Annotated in this window: 13 protein-coding genes; 4 read left to right on the top strand and 9 right to left on the bottom strand. The window is 68.6% G+C overall.

Annotation, left to right across the window (positions count from 1 at the left end):
- The first annotated feature begins 11 nt into the window (after nt 1-11).
- Nucleotides 12-587, top strand: a complete 576-nt coding sequence (locus EC845_RS21285; protein WP_123300358.1) for a CinA family protein — start codon at nt 12-14, stop codon at nt 585-587.
- Nucleotides 588-628: 41 nt separating this feature from the next.
- Here the strand turns inward: EC845_RS21285 and EC845_RS21280 are convergent, their stop codons facing one another.
- Nucleotides 629-1,948 carry a lytic murein transglycosylase gene (locus EC845_RS21280; protein WP_123300356.1) on the bottom strand — a complete coding sequence of 440 codons (1,320 nt, stop codon included), beginning with the start codon at nt 1,946-1,948 and terminating at the stop codon, nt 629-631.
- A gap of 150 nt (nt 1,949-2,098) precedes the next feature.
- On the opposite strand from EC845_RS21280, the gene EC845_RS21275 reads away from it, so the two are divergent.
- Complete coding sequence (locus EC845_RS21275) at nt 2,099-3,946, top strand: monovalent cation:proton antiporter-2 (CPA2) family protein (protein WP_123300354.1); 1,848 nt, start codon at nt 2,099-2,101, stop codon at nt 3,944-3,946.
- An 18-nt stretch (nt 3,947-3,964) separates the two neighbouring features.
- Here EC845_RS21275 and EC845_RS21270 read toward each other — a convergent pair whose 3' ends face one another.
- The 5 genes from EC845_RS21270 to EC845_RS21250 all read right to left on the bottom strand — a co-directional run bounded on the left by EC845_RS21270 (nt 3,965) and on the right by EC845_RS21250 (nt 9,177).
- Nucleotides 3,965-5,302, bottom strand: a complete 1,338-nt coding sequence (locus tag EC845_RS21270; protein ID WP_123300352.1) for a TIGR03862 family flavoprotein — start codon at nt 5,300-5,302, stop codon at nt 3,965-3,967.
- Nucleotides 5,295-6,251, bottom strand: coding sequence for an SAM-dependent methyltransferase (locus EC845_RS21265; RefSeq protein ID WP_123300350.1), 957 nt, complete (start codon nt 6,249-6,251; stop codon nt 5,295-5,297). Before EC845_RS21265 ends, EC845_RS21270 begins: the two co-directional genes overlap by 8 nt.
- A 37-nt stretch (nt 6,252-6,288) precedes the next feature.
- Complete coding sequence (locus EC845_RS21260; protein ID WP_123300348.1) at nt 6,289-6,900, bottom strand: DUF1415 domain-containing protein; 612 nt, start codon at nt 6,898-6,900, stop codon at nt 6,289-6,291.
- A gap of 117 nt (nt 6,901-7,017) precedes the next feature.
- A complete protein-coding gene (gene dkgB / locus EC845_RS21255) occupies nt 7,018-7,836 on the bottom strand; it encodes a 2,5-didehydrogluconate reductase DkgB (RefSeq protein ID WP_123300346.1) in 819 nt (272 codons plus the stop codon).
- 135 nt (nt 7,837-7,971) lie between these two features.
- A complete protein-coding gene (locus EC845_RS21250; RefSeq protein WP_123300344.1) occupies nt 7,972-9,177 on the bottom strand; it encodes an MFS transporter in 1,206 nt (401 codons plus the stop codon).
- 221 nt (nt 9,178-9,398) lie between these two features.
- Here EC845_RS21250 and EC845_RS21245 point away from each other — a divergent pair, with 221 nt between their 5' ends.
- Together EC845_RS21245 and EC845_RS21240 are read left to right on the top strand one after the other, a co-directional pair.
- A complete protein-coding gene (locus EC845_RS21245; protein ID WP_123300342.1) occupies nt 9,399-10,703 on the top strand; it encodes an alpha/beta fold hydrolase in 1,305 nt (434 codons plus the stop codon).
- Entirely contained in the window at nt 10,700-11,626 is a 927-nt protein-coding gene (locus EC845_RS21240) for a LysR family transcriptional regulator (RefSeq protein ID WP_123300340.1), read from the top strand. Before EC845_RS21245 ends, EC845_RS21240 begins: the two co-directional genes overlap by 4 nt.
- A gap of 14 nt (nt 11,627-11,640) precedes the next feature.
- On the opposite strand, the gene EC845_RS21235 is transcribed toward EC845_RS21240, so the two are convergent.
- The 3 genes from EC845_RS21235 to EC845_RS21225 are packed head-to-tail and all read right to left on the bottom strand — an operon-like array spanning nt 11,641 to nt 15,334.
- Nucleotides 11,641-12,768 carry a fumarylacetoacetate hydrolase family protein gene (locus EC845_RS21235; RefSeq protein ID WP_123300338.1) on the bottom strand — a complete coding sequence of 376 codons (1,128 nt, stop codon included), beginning with the start codon at nt 12,766-12,768 and terminating at the stop codon, nt 11,641-11,643.
- The gene (gene lnt, locus EC845_RS21230) at nt 12,765-14,495 is read right to left on the bottom strand and encodes an apolipoprotein N-acyltransferase (RefSeq protein WP_123300336.1); all 1,731 of its coding nucleotides are present in this window, start codon (nt 14,493-14,495) and stop codon (nt 12,765-12,767) included. Before lnt ends, EC845_RS21235 begins: the two co-directional genes overlap by 4 nt.
- Nucleotides 14,450-15,334, bottom strand: coding sequence for an HlyC/CorC family transporter (locus EC845_RS21225; RefSeq protein WP_123300334.1), 885 nt, complete (start codon nt 15,332-15,334; stop codon nt 14,450-14,452). The genes lnt and EC845_RS21225 overlap by 46 nt, the downstream gene beginning before the upstream one ends.
- Nucleotides 15,335-15,410 lie beyond the last annotated feature (76 nt).

The raw sequence follows: 15,410 nt of genomic DNA, 5'->3' as shown, positions 1-15,410 counted from the left end.
GCGCCATTGCCATGAATCCCGAAGCCTCACCCGATCCCGCCTCGCCGGCCGCCGGACACGACCCCGTGTTGCCCGAGACCGGCATCGCCATTCCCGCGCTGGCCGCTGCGCTGTCCGAGCTGCTGCTGGCGCGCGGCTGGATGATGGCCACGGCCGAAAGCTGCACCGGCGGCCTGATCGCAGGCGCCTGCACCGAGCTGGCCGGTTCCAGCCAGTGGTTCGAGCGCGGATTCGTCACCTACTCCAACGCCGCCAAGGCCGAAGTGCTGGGCGTGCCCTACGAAACCCTGGACCAGCACGGCGCGGTGAGCGAAGCGGTGGTGCTCGACATGGCTTCCGCAGCCGTGCGGCGCTCGCATGCGCAGGTCGCAGTCGCCGTCAGCGGGATTGCCGGACCGGGCGGCGCCACGCCGGACAAGCCGGTCGGCCTGGTGTGTTTTGGTTATGCCGTGGGCAAACGGGTGCTGGCCGAAAGCCGCCGGTTTCCCGGTGACCGTCAGGCCGTGCGCCTGGCCACGGTGCAGCACGCGCTGTTCCGGCTGGCCGAACTGGTCGCCGCGCGGCCCGTGGCGGCGGCCGCCCGCTGATCCTTCTCGGGCCCTGCATGCGGCAGGGGATCCGACGCGGCTCAGGACGGACGCAACGCCTGCAGAATCTTCTGGCCCGCCCGGCCATTGGCGGTCAGCCCCAGCCGCGTCTGTTCGGCACCGATGGCCTCCCGTGTCTTGGCGCCGATGATGCCGTCGGGCGAACCGATGTCGTGTCCGCGCATGATGAGCAGACCTTGCAGTTCCCGGCGCTCGGCGCGCGAAAGACCGGCGTCGTCGGTGGGCCAGGGCGTCACGAAACGGCTTCCGCCGCGCAGCCGGTCCGACAGATGGGCAATGGCCAGGCCGTAGCTTTCGGCCGCGTTGTACGAAAAGATCGCGTCGAAATTGCGCGTCACCACAAAGGCCGGACCCTGGGCGCCCGCAGGCAGCAGCAAGGCCGCCGGAGCCGAGCCGGCCGGCAGGGTCGAGCCGTCGACGCGCAGCACGCCCAGCGCCGTCCAGCGGCTCATCGGCTGCTTGTTGCGGCGGCCGGCCACGCCGGCATCGAAGCCGGCCGGCAGCCTGACCTCGTAACCCCAGGCCAGATCGTCGTGCCAGCCGGCCTTGGCCAGGAAGTTGGCCGTGGAGGCCAGCGCATCCGGCACGCTGTCGACCAGGTCGCGCCGGCCGTCGCCATCGAAGTCGACCGCCAGACGCAGGTAGGTCGAGGGCATGAACTGCGTGTGGCCGAAAGCCCCCGCCCACGAGCCGACCAGCCGCTCGGGCGCCACATGCTCGTCCTGGATGATCTTGACGGTGGCGTACAACTCGCCCTGGAAATAGGCCTGCCGCCGCCCGAAACACGACAACGTCGACAGCGAGGACAGCAGCGGACGCCCGCCGAAGTTCTGGCCGTAGTTGCTCTCGACACCCCAGACCGCCACCACCGTGGCCGGATCCACGCCGTATTGCTGCTGCACACGCGTCAGGACGTCGCGCCACTGGACCAGCATGCGCTGCCCGTCCGCCACCCGTTCGTCGTCGACCAGGGCAGCCAGATAGTCCCAGATCGGCGTCTTGAACTCCGGCTGCGCATCGAGCAGGGGCAGGATGCTGGGGTCGGGCTGGACCCCTTCGAGCGCCGACCGGAACACATCGCGCGCGACGCCCTTGTCGGGCGCTTGCGCCGCCAGGCGGGCCAGGCATGCCTGATAGGCGCCGGCATCCAGCACCGGGGCCGCGGCAGGAGCCGTGGCCGTCTGGGCCTGGGCGCCCAGGCCCAGCAGACCGGCGGCCGCAGCGGCGCAGGCCCGCGCCAGCAGAAAGCCCCGGACGCCTCGGCGGCGACCCGGCCCACGAAGGACGGACTCGGCAGGTTTCACGTGTTCGAAGGACGGGGAGATGGAGGCTGAAAGCATGCCTGCATTGTGCATGCACGCCCCGGGTGCCCGGTAGGACGGCATCCGCATCACAGCCCGGAAATCGGCCCCCGGCCTGCCGAGTGCTGGCATGATGCACGCGCTGCGCACCCCGGTGCGTCCCTGTCCCGCAACCCACCGGAGTTTCCCATGGCGATCGAAGGCCAAACCGCCCACCACCTTGTCCAGGCCGTGACCCTGCTGGCCGCAGCCGTCGTCGCCGTGCCGCTCTTCAGGCGGCTGGGCCTCGGCTCCGTGCTGGGCTACCTGTGCGCCGGGCTGCTCATCGGCCCGTTCGGGATCGGCATCTTTTCCGACTCCCAGTCGGTCCTGCACATCGCCGATCTGGGCGTGGTGATGTTCCTGTTCGTCATCGGACTGGAGATGCGGCCCGCTCACCTGTGGAACCTGCGGCGCGCGATCTTTGGACTGGGCACCCTGCAGATCGCGGTCTGCACCGCCCTGCTCACCGCGGCGGCCTGGCTGCTGGGCTGGCCGCCGGCGGCGGCTTTCATCGGGGCCTGCGGCTTCGTGCTCACCTCGACGGCCATCGTCATGCAACTGCTGGGCGAACGCGGCGACATCAATCTGCCGCGCGGCCAGCGCATCGTCGCCATCCTGCTGTTCGAGGACCTGCTGATCGTGCCCCTGCTGGCCTTGGTGGCCTTCATGTCGCCCGAGTTGTCGCATTCCGAGCAGCCGGCCTGGCAGGGCGTGCTGATCGCCATCGGCTCGCTCGCCGCCCTGGTGGCTGCCGGCCTGTGGCTGCTCAACCCCATGTTCAGGGTGCTGGCGCAAGCCAAGGCCCGCGAGGTGATGACGGCGGCCGCGCTGCTGGTGGTTCTGGGCTCGGCGCTGCTGATGCAATGGGGCGGGCTGTCCATGGCCATGGGGGCCTTCCTGGCCGGCGTGCTGCTGTCGGGCTCGACCTTCCGGCACCAGATCGAGGCCGACATCGAACCCTTCCGCGGCATCTTGCTGGGCCTGTTCTTCCTCGGCGTGGGCATGGCCCTGGATCTGCCGGTGGTGGCCGCAGCCTGGCCCACGGTGCTGGCGGGCGTGCTGGTCTTCATGGCGGCCAAGGCCGCCGGCATCTATGCCGTGGCGCGGCTCACCCGGGCCAGCGCGGCCGATGCGCTCGACCGCGCCGTGCTGATGGCGCAGGGCGGTGAATTTGCCTTCGTGCTGTTCGCCGCAGCCTTGTCGGCCCGCGTGATCGACGCGCAGACCGCCGCCAACCTGACGGCCATCGTGGTGCTGTCGATGGCGTTCACGCCGCTGGCCGTGATTGCCGTGCGCCGGCTGGCGCCCCGGCCCAAGCCGGCCCTCGAGGGCATCGAGGCAGCCAGCGGCCTCACCGGCACGGTGCTCATCATCGGCTTCGGCCGCTTCGGCCAGGTCGCCTGCCAATCCCTGCTCGCGCGCGGCGTGGAGGTCAGCATCATCGACAACGACACCGGCATGATCGAGGCTGCGGCCGGATTCGGCTTCAAGGTGTACTACGGCGACGGCACCCGGCTCGACGTGCTGCACGCCAGCGGCGCCGCCACGGCCCAGGCCATCCTGGTGTGCACCGACAAGCCCGAGGACACCCTGCGGGCCGCCGAACTCGTGCACCACGAATTCCCCCAGGCCAAGCTGCTGGTGCGGGCCTTCGACCGCGGCCATGCGCTCAAGCTCGTGGAGCTGGACGTGGACTATCAGATCCGCGAGACGCTGGAATCGGCCCTGCTGTTCGGCGAAGCGGCACTGCGCGCCCTGGATGTGCCTGCGGATGAAGCCGCCGACATCACGGAAGACGTGCGCCGCAAGGACATCGAGCGGTTCGAGTTGCAGTGCGCCAACGGCGACATGAAAGCCGGACGCAACCTGATGCGCGGCAACATCGTCAAGCCGCAGCCGCTGACCAAGCCCCGCCAGGAGGGCCAGGTGATCGGCATGCCGGCTGCGGTCGACGGGGCCGCGACAGGCGGGCAGCCGGCCACACCGTCGCCCTGAGCCCGGCAGCCGGCCCGCTCAATCCTGGCGCGCCGGCTGCCCGTGCAGCCAGTCGAGCACGGAGCCGCCCACCACGCGGCCGCTGCTCAGGCAGGCCGTGAGCAGATAACCGCCGGTCGGCGCTTCCCAATCCAGCATCTCGCCGGCGCAGAACACGCCCGGGGCACGCTTGAGCATCAGGCCGGGCGTCATGGCTTCGAGGCGCACGCCGCCGGCGGTGCTGATGGCCTCGTCCAGCGGACGTGGCGCCACCAGGTTCAGCGGCAAGGCCTTGATCGCCGCCCCCAGCCAGACCGGATCGGCCAGTTGTTCGCGGCTGAGCATCTCGTACAGCAGCGCCGCCTTGGCGCCATGCAGGCCCAGCCGGGTCTTGAGGTGGCTGGAGAACGAGCGCGCCCCGCGGGGATGGCGCAGTTCGGTCATGATCCGTTCGGGGCTGTGGTCGGGCAGCAGATCCAGCGTCAGGCTGGCCAGCCCATGCTTCTCGATGTCGTCGCGCAGCCACGACGAGGCCGCATACACCAGACTGCCCTCGATGCCCGACTGCGTGATGACGAACTCTCCGCGGCGCTCGAAGCGCGGCTGGCGCAGTCCGTCCACGCGCAGGGCAACCGCCTTGAGCGGATGACCCGCAAACCGCTGGCGCAGATGGTCGCTCCAGCCGACGCGGGCCGTGCCTTCCGGCGTGCGGGTCTGCACGTCGAACCCGCAATTGGCCGGGGCCAGCGGGGCCACATCCACTTGCCGGCGGCGGAGTATGTCCACCCAGGCGCCGTCCGAGCCCAATCGGGCCCAGCTGCCGCCGCCCAAGGCCAGCACCACGACGTCGGCCTGAATCTCGCGCTCGCCCTCGGGGGTGGCAAAACGCAGGGGCCGGCCGGAGTCGCCGGGCGCCGCCCCTTCGACCGGCTGCGCATCGGGCCAGCCCAGCCAGCGGTGGCGGTGATGGAAACGGACGCCGGCCGCGCGCAGGCGAGCCAGCCAGGCCCGCAGCAACGGCGCTGCTTTCATGTCGCGCGGAAAGATCCGGCCCGAACTGCCGACAAAGGTCTCGACGCCGAGATCGGAGGCCCACAGTTGCACTTCGTCCGGGCCGAAATGGCCCAGCCAGTCGCTCAAGGCCCGTTGGCGCGGACCAAAGCGCCGCACGAAGTCGTCGAACGGCTCGCTGTGCGTGAGGTTCAGCCCGCCGATGCCGGCCAGCAGAAACTTGCGCCCGGCCGACGGCATGGCGTCGTACACATCCACCGCCAGCGGCTCGTGCTGCATGGCGCGCGCCAGCACCTCGGCCACCATGAGTCCGGCCGGGCCTGCGCCCACGATGGCGACACGCCTTGCTCCAATGCGCTCACCCATGCTGTGCGGCACCTTTCAGATCGGCGACCGCTTCGTCGGCATCGCCCGCCGTGCCGTCGAGCAGCGGCGTGAAGAACCGGGGCCGCATGTCGTTCAGTCCGACGGTGGCCAGCATCTCCTCGAGCCGCTGGCCGGCGCGGCGGCGTGCCACGCCGGGCTTGCGCGTGGCCACGATCAGCTCGTTCTTCATCGAATGCTCCCAACCCACCAGTTCGGTCACGCTGACCTGATAGCCATGCGACTCGAGCTGCAGGCAGCGCAGCACATTGGTGAGCTGGCTGCCGAATTCACGGGTGTGCAAGGGATGGCGCCACAGTTCGGCCATGGGGTTGCGCTGGATCGCCGCGCCCTTGCCCGCACGCAGGTGCGCGGCGACTTCGGCCTGGCAGCAAGGCACCAGCACCATGTGCTGCGCGCCGCGGGCCAGGCCAAAGCGGATGGCGTCGTCCGTTGCCGTATCGCAGGCGTGCAGCGCGGTGACGATGTCCAGCCGCTCGGGCAGGGCATCGGACTGCATGGACTCGGCCACGCTGGCATTCAGAAAACTCATGCCGGGCGCAAAGCCCAGACGCTGCGCGAGCTCGCGCGAACGCGTCACCAGTTCGTCGCGGGTCTCGACGCCGTAGATGTGGCCGGCGGCACCCGGGGCCTGCGACTTGAAGAACAGGTCGTACAGGATGAAACCGAGGTAGGACTTGCCTGCGCCATGGTCGACCAGGCGCACTTGCCCGTGTTCGGCCAGCACCTCGCGCAGCAAGGGCTCGATGAACTGGAACAGATGGTAGACCTGCTTGAGCTTGCGGCGGCTGTCCTGGTTGAGCTGGCCGTCCCGCGTGAGGATGTGCAGTTCCTTGAGCAGTTCGATGGACTGTCCCGGCCGGATCTCGTGTTTGGATGCCGGCACGGACGCCGCCGGGGCGCCGGGCTTGTTTCTGGCTTTGGATGTCATGGATGGCCGTATCGGGGACGCGCGGTGCGGGGGATCGTCATTGGGGTTCGAAAAGCTTGCGCCAGCCGGCCAGGCCGAGCCGTTCCATCGTCTGCATGTTGCGTTCGTAGATCTGCTCGGCCTCGGGGAAGGCGTCGACCGCCCGGTCGATGCTGGCCTCGCGCAGCAGGTGCAGCGTGGGAAAGGGCGACCGGTTGGTGTAATTGGTGATGTCGTCCTCGCGCGTACCGGCGAACTGGTAGTGCGGGTGAAAGCTTGCGATCTGCAAAAGACCGTCGAGTTCCATCTCCACCAGCAGATCGTCGGCGTCGCCCAGGAAGGTGTTGTAGTCGATGAAATCGCCGAGCACGCGCGGATGGATGAGCAGGGTCGTTTCGACCTGCACCGGGTCCTGCGCCTGCAGGAAATCCAGCTCGCGCCGCAGATCCTCGAGCAGGTCTTGCGGCGACAGCGCTTCGCTCACCACATAACGGATGCGGCCGTGCACATGCTCGGCCTTGGCGAAGGGGCACAGGTTGAGCCCGATCACGGCGCGCTCCAACCAGCGCTCGGTGGCCAGCCTCACGGCGACCGGCGCCAGATCGGCAGGCGGTCCGTCGGGCACGAGCGAAGGCGGTATCGAACGGTCGGGCGGTGGAAATTGAGGCATAAGCCCCCGATTGTCCCACTGCCCGGAAGATCCGGCACAAAGGTCGGCCGACGCGCACTGAATGAGAACACTTCTGCACGTGTCCTGCGAACGGGCCGGCCGCAGCCGGCCCCGGCGTCAGTCCCAGCGGGGTGCCAGTCCTTCGGGGTCGACCAGCCGGCCGGCGGCGCCGGCATCCAGCGCGGCCAGGCGTTCCATGTCGGTCGAGGTCAGGCGCAGCGACTGCGCCGCCAGATTGCTCTCGAGGTTCTTGCGCTGCGTCGACGACGGAATCACCGCGTAGCCCAGTTGCATGGCCCAGGCCAGCGCGATCTGCGCCGGCTCGACACCGTGCTCGGCGGCGATCTCCTGCACCACCTCGTCTTTCAGGACCTTGCCGTAACCCAGCGTCATGTAAGAAGTGATCTGGATGCCCTGGCCGGACGCGAAGTCGGCAACGAAGCGGTTCTGCAGATAGGGGTGCAACTCGATCTGGTTGGTCGCGATCTGGCCGGCGCCGACGGCGTCGATGGCCTCCTGCATCAGTGCCACCGTGAAGTTCGACACGCCGATGTGGCGCGTCAGGCCTTGACGGCGGGCTTCGGCCAGCGCGCCCATGAACTCGGCCACCGGCACCGCCTGGCCGGGCGAAGGCCAGTGGATGAGCGTGAGGTCGACATCGTCGGTGCGCAGCTTGAGCAGGCTCTCCTTCAGGCTGGGGATCAGCCGGTCTTGTGCCAGGTTGTCGGTCCAGATCTTGGTGGTGAGGAACAGCTCGCTGCGCGCCACGCCGCTGCCGGCCACGGCCTGGCCCACTTCGGCTTCGTTGCCGTAGATCTGCGCCGTGTCGATGGCCCGGTAGCCCAGCGACAGCGCGGTGCTCACGGAGTCGATCACGGCTTGCTCCTTGAGCCGGAAGGTGCCCAGGCCGAACAGGGGAACGATGGGGTGTGTCATGTTGGAAGTCCTTGTGGATGGGAAAGATGAATAGAACGCTCGGCGCCTGCATACCACCCTAGCCCTCCGGGCGAGAAACAGGCGTCGGAGAAGACGACGACCGCCCACTGGTTTGCAGGCCGGCCGTCCGGCGGATCAGTGTCCGGCCAGTACCACGGCCCCCTCGGGTCTCGGCGGAATGCCGGCTCGCCGGTCCAGCGCCCCGCTCCAGAACGTGAGGGCCAGCGAAACGAGCACCACGGCCGCGCCGATCCAGGCCGTATGCACCAGGCCGAGGTGCTTGACGATCAGGCCGCCGGCCCAGGCCGCTCCGGCAATGCCCAGATTGAACGCCGCGATGTTCAGTCCCGAGGCGACGTCGACGGCATGCGGCACTTGGCGCTGGGCCTGCGCCACCACATAGACCTGCAGGCCCGGCACATTGCCGAACGCCACGGCCCCCCAGGCCAGCACCGTCAGCACGGCCAGCCAGGGCGAGTGCATGGTGAAGGTCAGGATCAGCAGCACCCCCGCCAGCAGTCCAAAAATGAGCTTCAGCGCGGCGATCGGGCCCAGCCGATCGGCCAGTCGTCCCCCCCACAGATTGCCGGCCGCCACCGACACGCCGTACACCAGCATCACCCAGCCCACGGAAGAGGCGGAGAAACCCGCCTGCTCCTGCAGGATGGAGGCCAGGTAGGTAAAGGGAATGAAAGTGCCGCCGTAACCGATGGCCGTCGTTGCATAGACCAGCAGCAGGCGCGGCTGGGCCAGCACACGCGCCTGCTGGCCCAGCGTGGCCGGCGGCGCATGCGGAATGCCGCGCGGCACGAACCGTGCGCTGCCTACCATGGCGATCAGGCCCAGCGCCGACACTGCGAGGAAGGTCTCGCGCCAGCCGAAATGCTGGCCGATGAAGGTGCCCAGCGGCACGCCGGTGACCAGCGCCACCGTCAAGCCGGTGAACATGATCGCGATGGCACTGGCCGCCTTCTCCTTGGGCACCAGGCCGGTCGCGATGGTCGAGCCGATCGAGAAGAACACCCCGTGGGCCAGTCCCGTCAGCACCCGGGCCACCACCAGCGAGTGGTAATCGGGTGCCTGCCAGGCCACCAGATTGCCCGCTGTGAACAAGGCCATCAGGCCCAGCAGCAGCGCTTTGCGCGGCAGGCGCGCCGTCAGGGCGGTGAGCACCGGGGCCCCGATCGCCACGCCGAGCGCATAGAGGCTCACCAGCAATCCGGCCGACGGCACATCGACGCCCAGATCGGCCGCGACAGTGGGTATGAGGCCGACGATGACAAACTCGGTTGTCCCGATGGCAAAGGCGCTCAGCGTGAGCGCCAGCAAGGCGATGGGCATGATGGACTCCAGAAGAAGCCGCGTGACCTCGTGCCACGCGGAAAGACCCGAAGTTTGAACCGCCGTCTCTTGCTGAAAAAGCCGTGCTCGCACACATGAATTTTGATTAAATATCAATAATCGAGCAGACTTCGATTTTCCATCCCACACCGGGCAGACACCAAGCGGAGCATGCGCGCTCCCCTCCCTCTCTGCCCCATCGTCACGTTCAAGCGCCCCCCATGCCCGCAGACCCATCCGCCAACCCGTCCGCCAACCCGTCCGCCAACCCATTCGCCAACCCATTCGCCAACCCATTCGCCTGCCCCGTCACCGCCAGTCCGCGGCTTCTGGCCCAAGTCCTCGTGCCGCTGGCTCTTGTGCTGGGTGCCTGCACGCCGACCGTCGGCCAGCGTGTTCCCCTGGGCCAGTCCGGTTTTGCCGACTACCAGCGTGAAACCTCGGACTGGGTCGCCACGCACCGCCAGTACGTGGCGCAGGACGACGCGGCCCGGCAGGCCGAGACCGACTGGAACAGCCCCCGGGAATGGCGCCCGGCCGGTACGCCGCAGGGCGGTGTGCTGCTGGTCCATGGCCTGGGCGACTCGCCCTGGTCGTTCACCGATATCGGCGAACAACTGGCCCGGCAGGGCTACCTGGCCCGCACCGTGCTGCTGCCCGGCCATGGCACCCGGCCCGCCGACATGCTGTACGCCAGGCTGGCCGACTGGCAGCGTGTGGTCGGCGAGCAGGCCCGCATCCTCCAGGACGATGTCCGCCGACATGCCGGACCGGCGGCCCCGGTCTGGCTGGGGGGGTTCTCCACGGGCGCCAATCTGGTCACCGACTACGCCTACGACCACCCCGCCATCGCCGGGTTGCTGCTGTTTTCCCCGGCCTTCCGTGTCGGCAATGGCCAAGTCTGGCTCACCCCCCTGATCGCCTGGGCCAAACCCTGGCTGACCCCGACCGACAGCCGGCAACGGCCGCAGCAGAATGCCGTGCGTTACCTCACGGTGCCCACCAATGGCTTCGCCCAGTTCTACCGCAGCAGCCAGACCGTTCAGCGCCAGATCAGCGTCGGCTACTACGACAAGCCCGTCTTCATGGTCGTCGCGCAACATGACTCGGTGCTGGATGCGCCCGGTCTGCTCGACGTGTTCCATCGGCGGTTCCGGCACCCGGACAGCCGCCTGGTCTGGTACGGCACCCTGCCGCCCGGCCCTGCCGCCACCGACAGCCGCATCCAGCAACGGCCCGACCGCCTGCCCGAATACCGCATCAGCCAGTTCTCGCACATGGGCGTGCTGTTTTCGCCGGGCAATCCCGTCTACGGCGAGCAGGGCAGCCTGCGCATGTGCTGGAACGGGCAATCGGCCACGGCCATGGCGAGTTGCCTCGCCAACGAAACGGTGTGGTACTCGGACTGGGGCTACCAGGAGACGGGCAAGGCGCACGCCCGGCTCACCTTCAATCCGTATTTCGACTGGCAGGCCGGGCTGATGGCGCAGGTCATGCAGGCCACCGCGCCCCAGGCTGCACCATGACGGTCACGCTCGATGAAATGCTGGCCTTGCGCCAGGTGGTCGACACCGGCTCGATCAGCGCCGCCGCCGAGCAGATGGGCCAGACGCCGTCGGGCATCAGCCGCGCACTCAGCCGCCTGGAAACCAAGCTCGACACCAGCCTGCTGCACCGGACGACACGCCGGCTCTCCCTGACCGACGAAGGACAGGCCTTTCTGGCCCAGGCACGCCGGATCCTGAGCGCCGTCGACGAAGCCGAGGAGCAGGCGCGCGCGCGCCGCAGCAGCCCGGCCGGCCGGCTGCGGGTCAACGCGGCCATGCCGTTCATGCTGCACGTGCTGGCACCGATCGCCGACACTTTCCAGCAGGCCTTTCCGCTCATCGACCTGCAGTTCGACACCGATGAACTCCCCATCGACCTGCTGGCCCAGGACCCGGCCGGACCGGGCAGCACCGATGTGGCCATCCGCATCGGCCCGCTGCGCGACTCCACGCTGCGCGCGCGCCCCCTCGGTTCGACACGGCTGCGCGTGCTGGCCAGTCCGGGCTACCTGGCGCGCCACGGTACACCCGCCTCGGTCGAGGAACTGGCCACCCACCACCGCATGCTGGGCTTCAACCAGCCCGAGTCACTCAACCGCTGGCCGCTGCGCGGGGCCCATGGCGACCGCCTCGTCATCCAGCCGGCGCTGCTGGCCTCCAGCGGCGAAACCCTGCGGGCATTGGCACTCGGCGATGCCGGCATCGCCTGCCTGTCCGATTTCATGACGCAGGCCGACCGCACCCACGGCCATCTGGTCGAGCTGCTCTCGGCCCATGCGGTCGAGGTCCTGCAGCCCATCCACGCGGTGTTCTACCGCAACAGCCAACTGGCCGCACGGATCGCGTGTTTTCTGGATTTTCTGGGTCGGCACATGCAGGCGCAGGCCTGGTGCGTGCGTTAGCACGCCTAACGCGCTCAATCCGCCTCGACACCCTCGTCGTCCGCCTCGCGCGGCGCATCCGATTCGCCCACGCCCGCCAGCCGGCGCGCCTCGGCGGCCTCGCCGGCGCGCACACGCACCGCATGGGCCTGCCAGGACACCACCTCCTGCTCGATCGCACCGAAGACACTCTGGCCATCCCGGCCCTTCATCTCGATGCGCACGGTATCGCCGAAAACCAGGAATCCGGTCTTGGCCACGCCGTCCTGCGCCACCTCCATGCCCCGCTTATCGGCGATGCTGGCATACCCCTTGGGCCAGTCCATGCGGCTTTTCTTCTCGACGCCGCGATTGCTCACCACGCCGCTGCAGACCACCGTGCCGGCACGCAGATGACGCGTTTGCACCGCCTGCGCGATGACCTGTCCAAAATGATGGCCCATGTCCACGCCGGCCTCCAGCAAACCCACCTTGCGGCCGTTCCAGTTGACCTGCAGGGTCAGGTGCGCACGGCCGCCCTTCCAGGCCTCGCCCAGTTCGTCCGGCGTGACCGCCACCGGGCTGAAGGCCGCGCTCGGCCAGGCCAGCACGTCGGCCAGACCGTCGCCCGCCGCCCACACGGCACGCAGGCACGGCAGGTTGGCCAGGGCCAGCAGGCGTATCGAGTCGAGCGACTGCTCGTTGGTGCTGCCGTGGCGCACGTCGGCGGTGATCACCGCCAGTTGCGCACCGAAATCGATGTCCATGGCCTCGCGGCTGGCCACGATCGCCTCGCGCGGACCGGCCAGGTTGTCGCCGGCCCCCTGACGGATCACCAGCGCCGCCCGGCGCGGTGCACTGCCGGGCGCCGCCTCGCCGGTCTGGCCATAGGCCTGGGCAACCAGCGCGGCATGCTCCCCGTAAGCCTGCGCATCCAGACGCTGGAAGGCTCTCGGCAACGGCGCCATGCACCGCTCCGGCTCGAAGCCGAATGCATGCCGGGCACGCCCGGCGTTCAGCGCGTCGTACAGATCCTGCAGTTGCGGACTCAGGAAATTCCAATCGTCGAGCACCTGCTGCAGCCGGGTCGCGATGCCGGTGGCGTAATGGGCCTGCGTCAGGTCCCGCGAGACGACGACCAATGCCCCGTCCCGCGATCCGTCGTTGTAGCTTGCAAGTTTCATGGGCTCGAGTGTAAAAGCCGGCCGGCCCGCCGGCGTCGCCAGACGGCCATCAGCAGCAGCACGCCGACCCCGGCCTGCAAGGGCAGCAGCCCCCACTGCGAGGTCCAGGCCGCATAGGGTGTGAGTCCGGTGCGGCCCGTCACCTCGCCCTGCAGCACACCGACGGTATAGGGCTCGAGCGATGCGGCGACCTGCCCCTCGTGATCGATGATGGCCGTCGCGCCGGTGTTGGTGGCCCGCAGCATGGGCCGTTCGAACTCCAGGCTGCGCATGCGCGAGATGTGCAGATGCTGGTCCACCGCCAGCGTGTTGCCGAACCAGCCGATGTTGCTCATGTTCACCAGCACCGTCGGCGCCTGCTCGGGGTCGGCGAACGTCCGGGCCAGTTCCTCGCCGAACAGATCCTCGTAGCAGATATTGGGCGCCAGGCGTTGGCCTTTCCAGGCGAACGAGGGCTGGCCCAGCGGCCCGCGGTTGAAGTCGCCCAGTGGAATGTTCATCAGATCGGTGAACCAGCGGAACATCGGCGGAATGAACTCGCCGAACGGCACCAGGTGATGCTTGTCGTAGCGGTAGGTCTGCCCGACCGTTTGCCCGGCCGGCTGCCCGGGAGCCACGCCCACCACCGAATTGGTGTAGCCCACCTCGAAGTTGCCCAGGGGCGCGCCCACCAGTGCGGCCCGCCCCCCGCTGGTCACGCTTTCCTCGAGATAACGCCAGTAATCGGGCGGCAACTGTTCGGGCAGCAGCGGAATGGCCGTCTCGGGCGTCACGATCAAATCGCCCTGTGCCGCCCACAGCTGTTGTCCGTACCAGATCAGAGATCTGTCGATGCCGGCACCGAACTCGAACTTCTCGTCCTGCGGGATATTGCCCTGGAGCAACGACACCGACAGTGTCCCGTTGTCGTGGCCCTGCCAGGCCGGAATCTGCGTCTTGAGCCATGCCAGCCCCGGTCCGGCGAGCAGCAGCAGAACCCCCAGCCCGGTCACCCGGACGGCCTGCGCCCCGTTGCGCCGCCTCAGCGCGCACAGCGCCTCGACCGCCACCGCACCCAGCGCCGCAGCCACCGCACCCAGCCCATACACCCCGATCCAGGGCGCCAAAGGCCTCAGCAGCGGATTGTCGACATGGGCATACCCGCCGGCGCCCCAAGGAAAGCCCGTCCAGAGCCCCCCGCGCAGCAACTCGGCGCCCAGCCACAGCAGGGCAAAGAACCCGATGCGGCGCCAAGCCGCGCAGGCACCGCCGTCACCGCTCTGGACACCGTCGCCGGAGCGTGGGCCCTTGGCCGGCCCGACACCGCAGAGCCAGCACCAGAGCGCCCCGGCGGCGCCGTAGTACAGCGCCAGAAACGCAGCCAGCGCCAGCACGGCGGCAGCGGCCAGCGGCGCCGCCAGCCCACCGTAGGTGTGCATGGAAATGAACAGCCACCAGAACGTGGCCACCAGGCTGCTGGCTCCGGCCAGCCACCCCGCCAGCGCAGCACCGCCGACCGTGGCGCTGCCGCGCAGCACCAAGTAGGCCAGGCCCACGCCCACGATCTGCAAACAACCGCTCGACTGGCCGGACCCCGGCAACGCCAGAGCCGCAGCCTGCAGCAAGCCGGAAACCAGCGCCACCGGCCAGCGCCAGGCTGCGCCGATCGGTCCGCGGCGCACACGTTCGGACGCGGCCACCGTCAGCCGGCCTGGGTCACCGCTTCGAGCGGAGAGACCTTGAACCATTTCACGGCGCCACCCTTGGTGTGCAGCACCACGAATCGCAGCCCCGCCGTCTCGTAGACCTCGCCCCGGCGGGGCACATGGCCCATCTCATGGGCGATGAAACCGCCGACGGTATCGAAATCCTCTTCCGGCAAGGCGACGTCGAAAGCTTCGTTCAGGCGCTCGATCGGCGTGTCGCCGCTCACGCGGTAGGTGCTGTCGGCCAGACCGAAGATATCGCCATGGTCTTCCTCGATGTCGAACTCGTCCTCGATCTCGCCCACGATTTCCTCGAGCACGTCCTCGATGGTCATCAGCCCCGCGACGCGGCCGAACTCGTCGATCACGATGGCCTGGTGGTTGTGGTGGCTGCGGAACTCGCGCAGCATGTCGTTGAGGCCCTTGCTCTCGGGCACAAACATCACGGGACGCAGCAACGCCCGCAGATTGAGTTCGGGTGCGCGCTGGAGCTTGAGCAGATCCTTGGCCAGCAGGATGCCGATGATGTTGTCGCGCCGGTCTTCATAGACCGGAAACCGCGAGTGAGCCGTCTCGATCACCAGATTGAGGATGTCCTCGTACGGGGAATCGATGTCGAGCATGTCCATGCGGGGAGCCGCCACCATCACATCCGTCGCCGTCAGATCGGCCATGCGGAGCACGCCTTCGAGCATCACCCGAGACTCGGCGTTGATCACCTGCTTCTCTTCGGCGCCGGCCAGGACCTCGATCAGATCGCCCTTGGATTCGGGGCCGTGGTGGATGAATTCGGCAATACGCTGCCAGAAGCTGCGTTTGTCCTCGCGCTCGTTCCCATGGGACGGCGCTCGGCTCGAAGGACTCTCGGAAGATTCAGACACTGCGAAGAAGGCAGGACATGCTGTAGTGGTACAAGCCTCTAGGATAACGGATGCCTGCCGACCTGCCGCGGCGCTC

It is taken from the genome of Comamonas sp. BIGb0124 (assembly GCF_003752175.1).
Classification (GTDB): Bacteria; Pseudomonadota; Gammaproteobacteria; order Burkholderiales; family Burkholderiaceae_C; genus Comamonas_F.
Note: the sequence above shows the minus strand (reverse complement) of the source record. Positions and strands in the feature narration are given on the sequence as shown.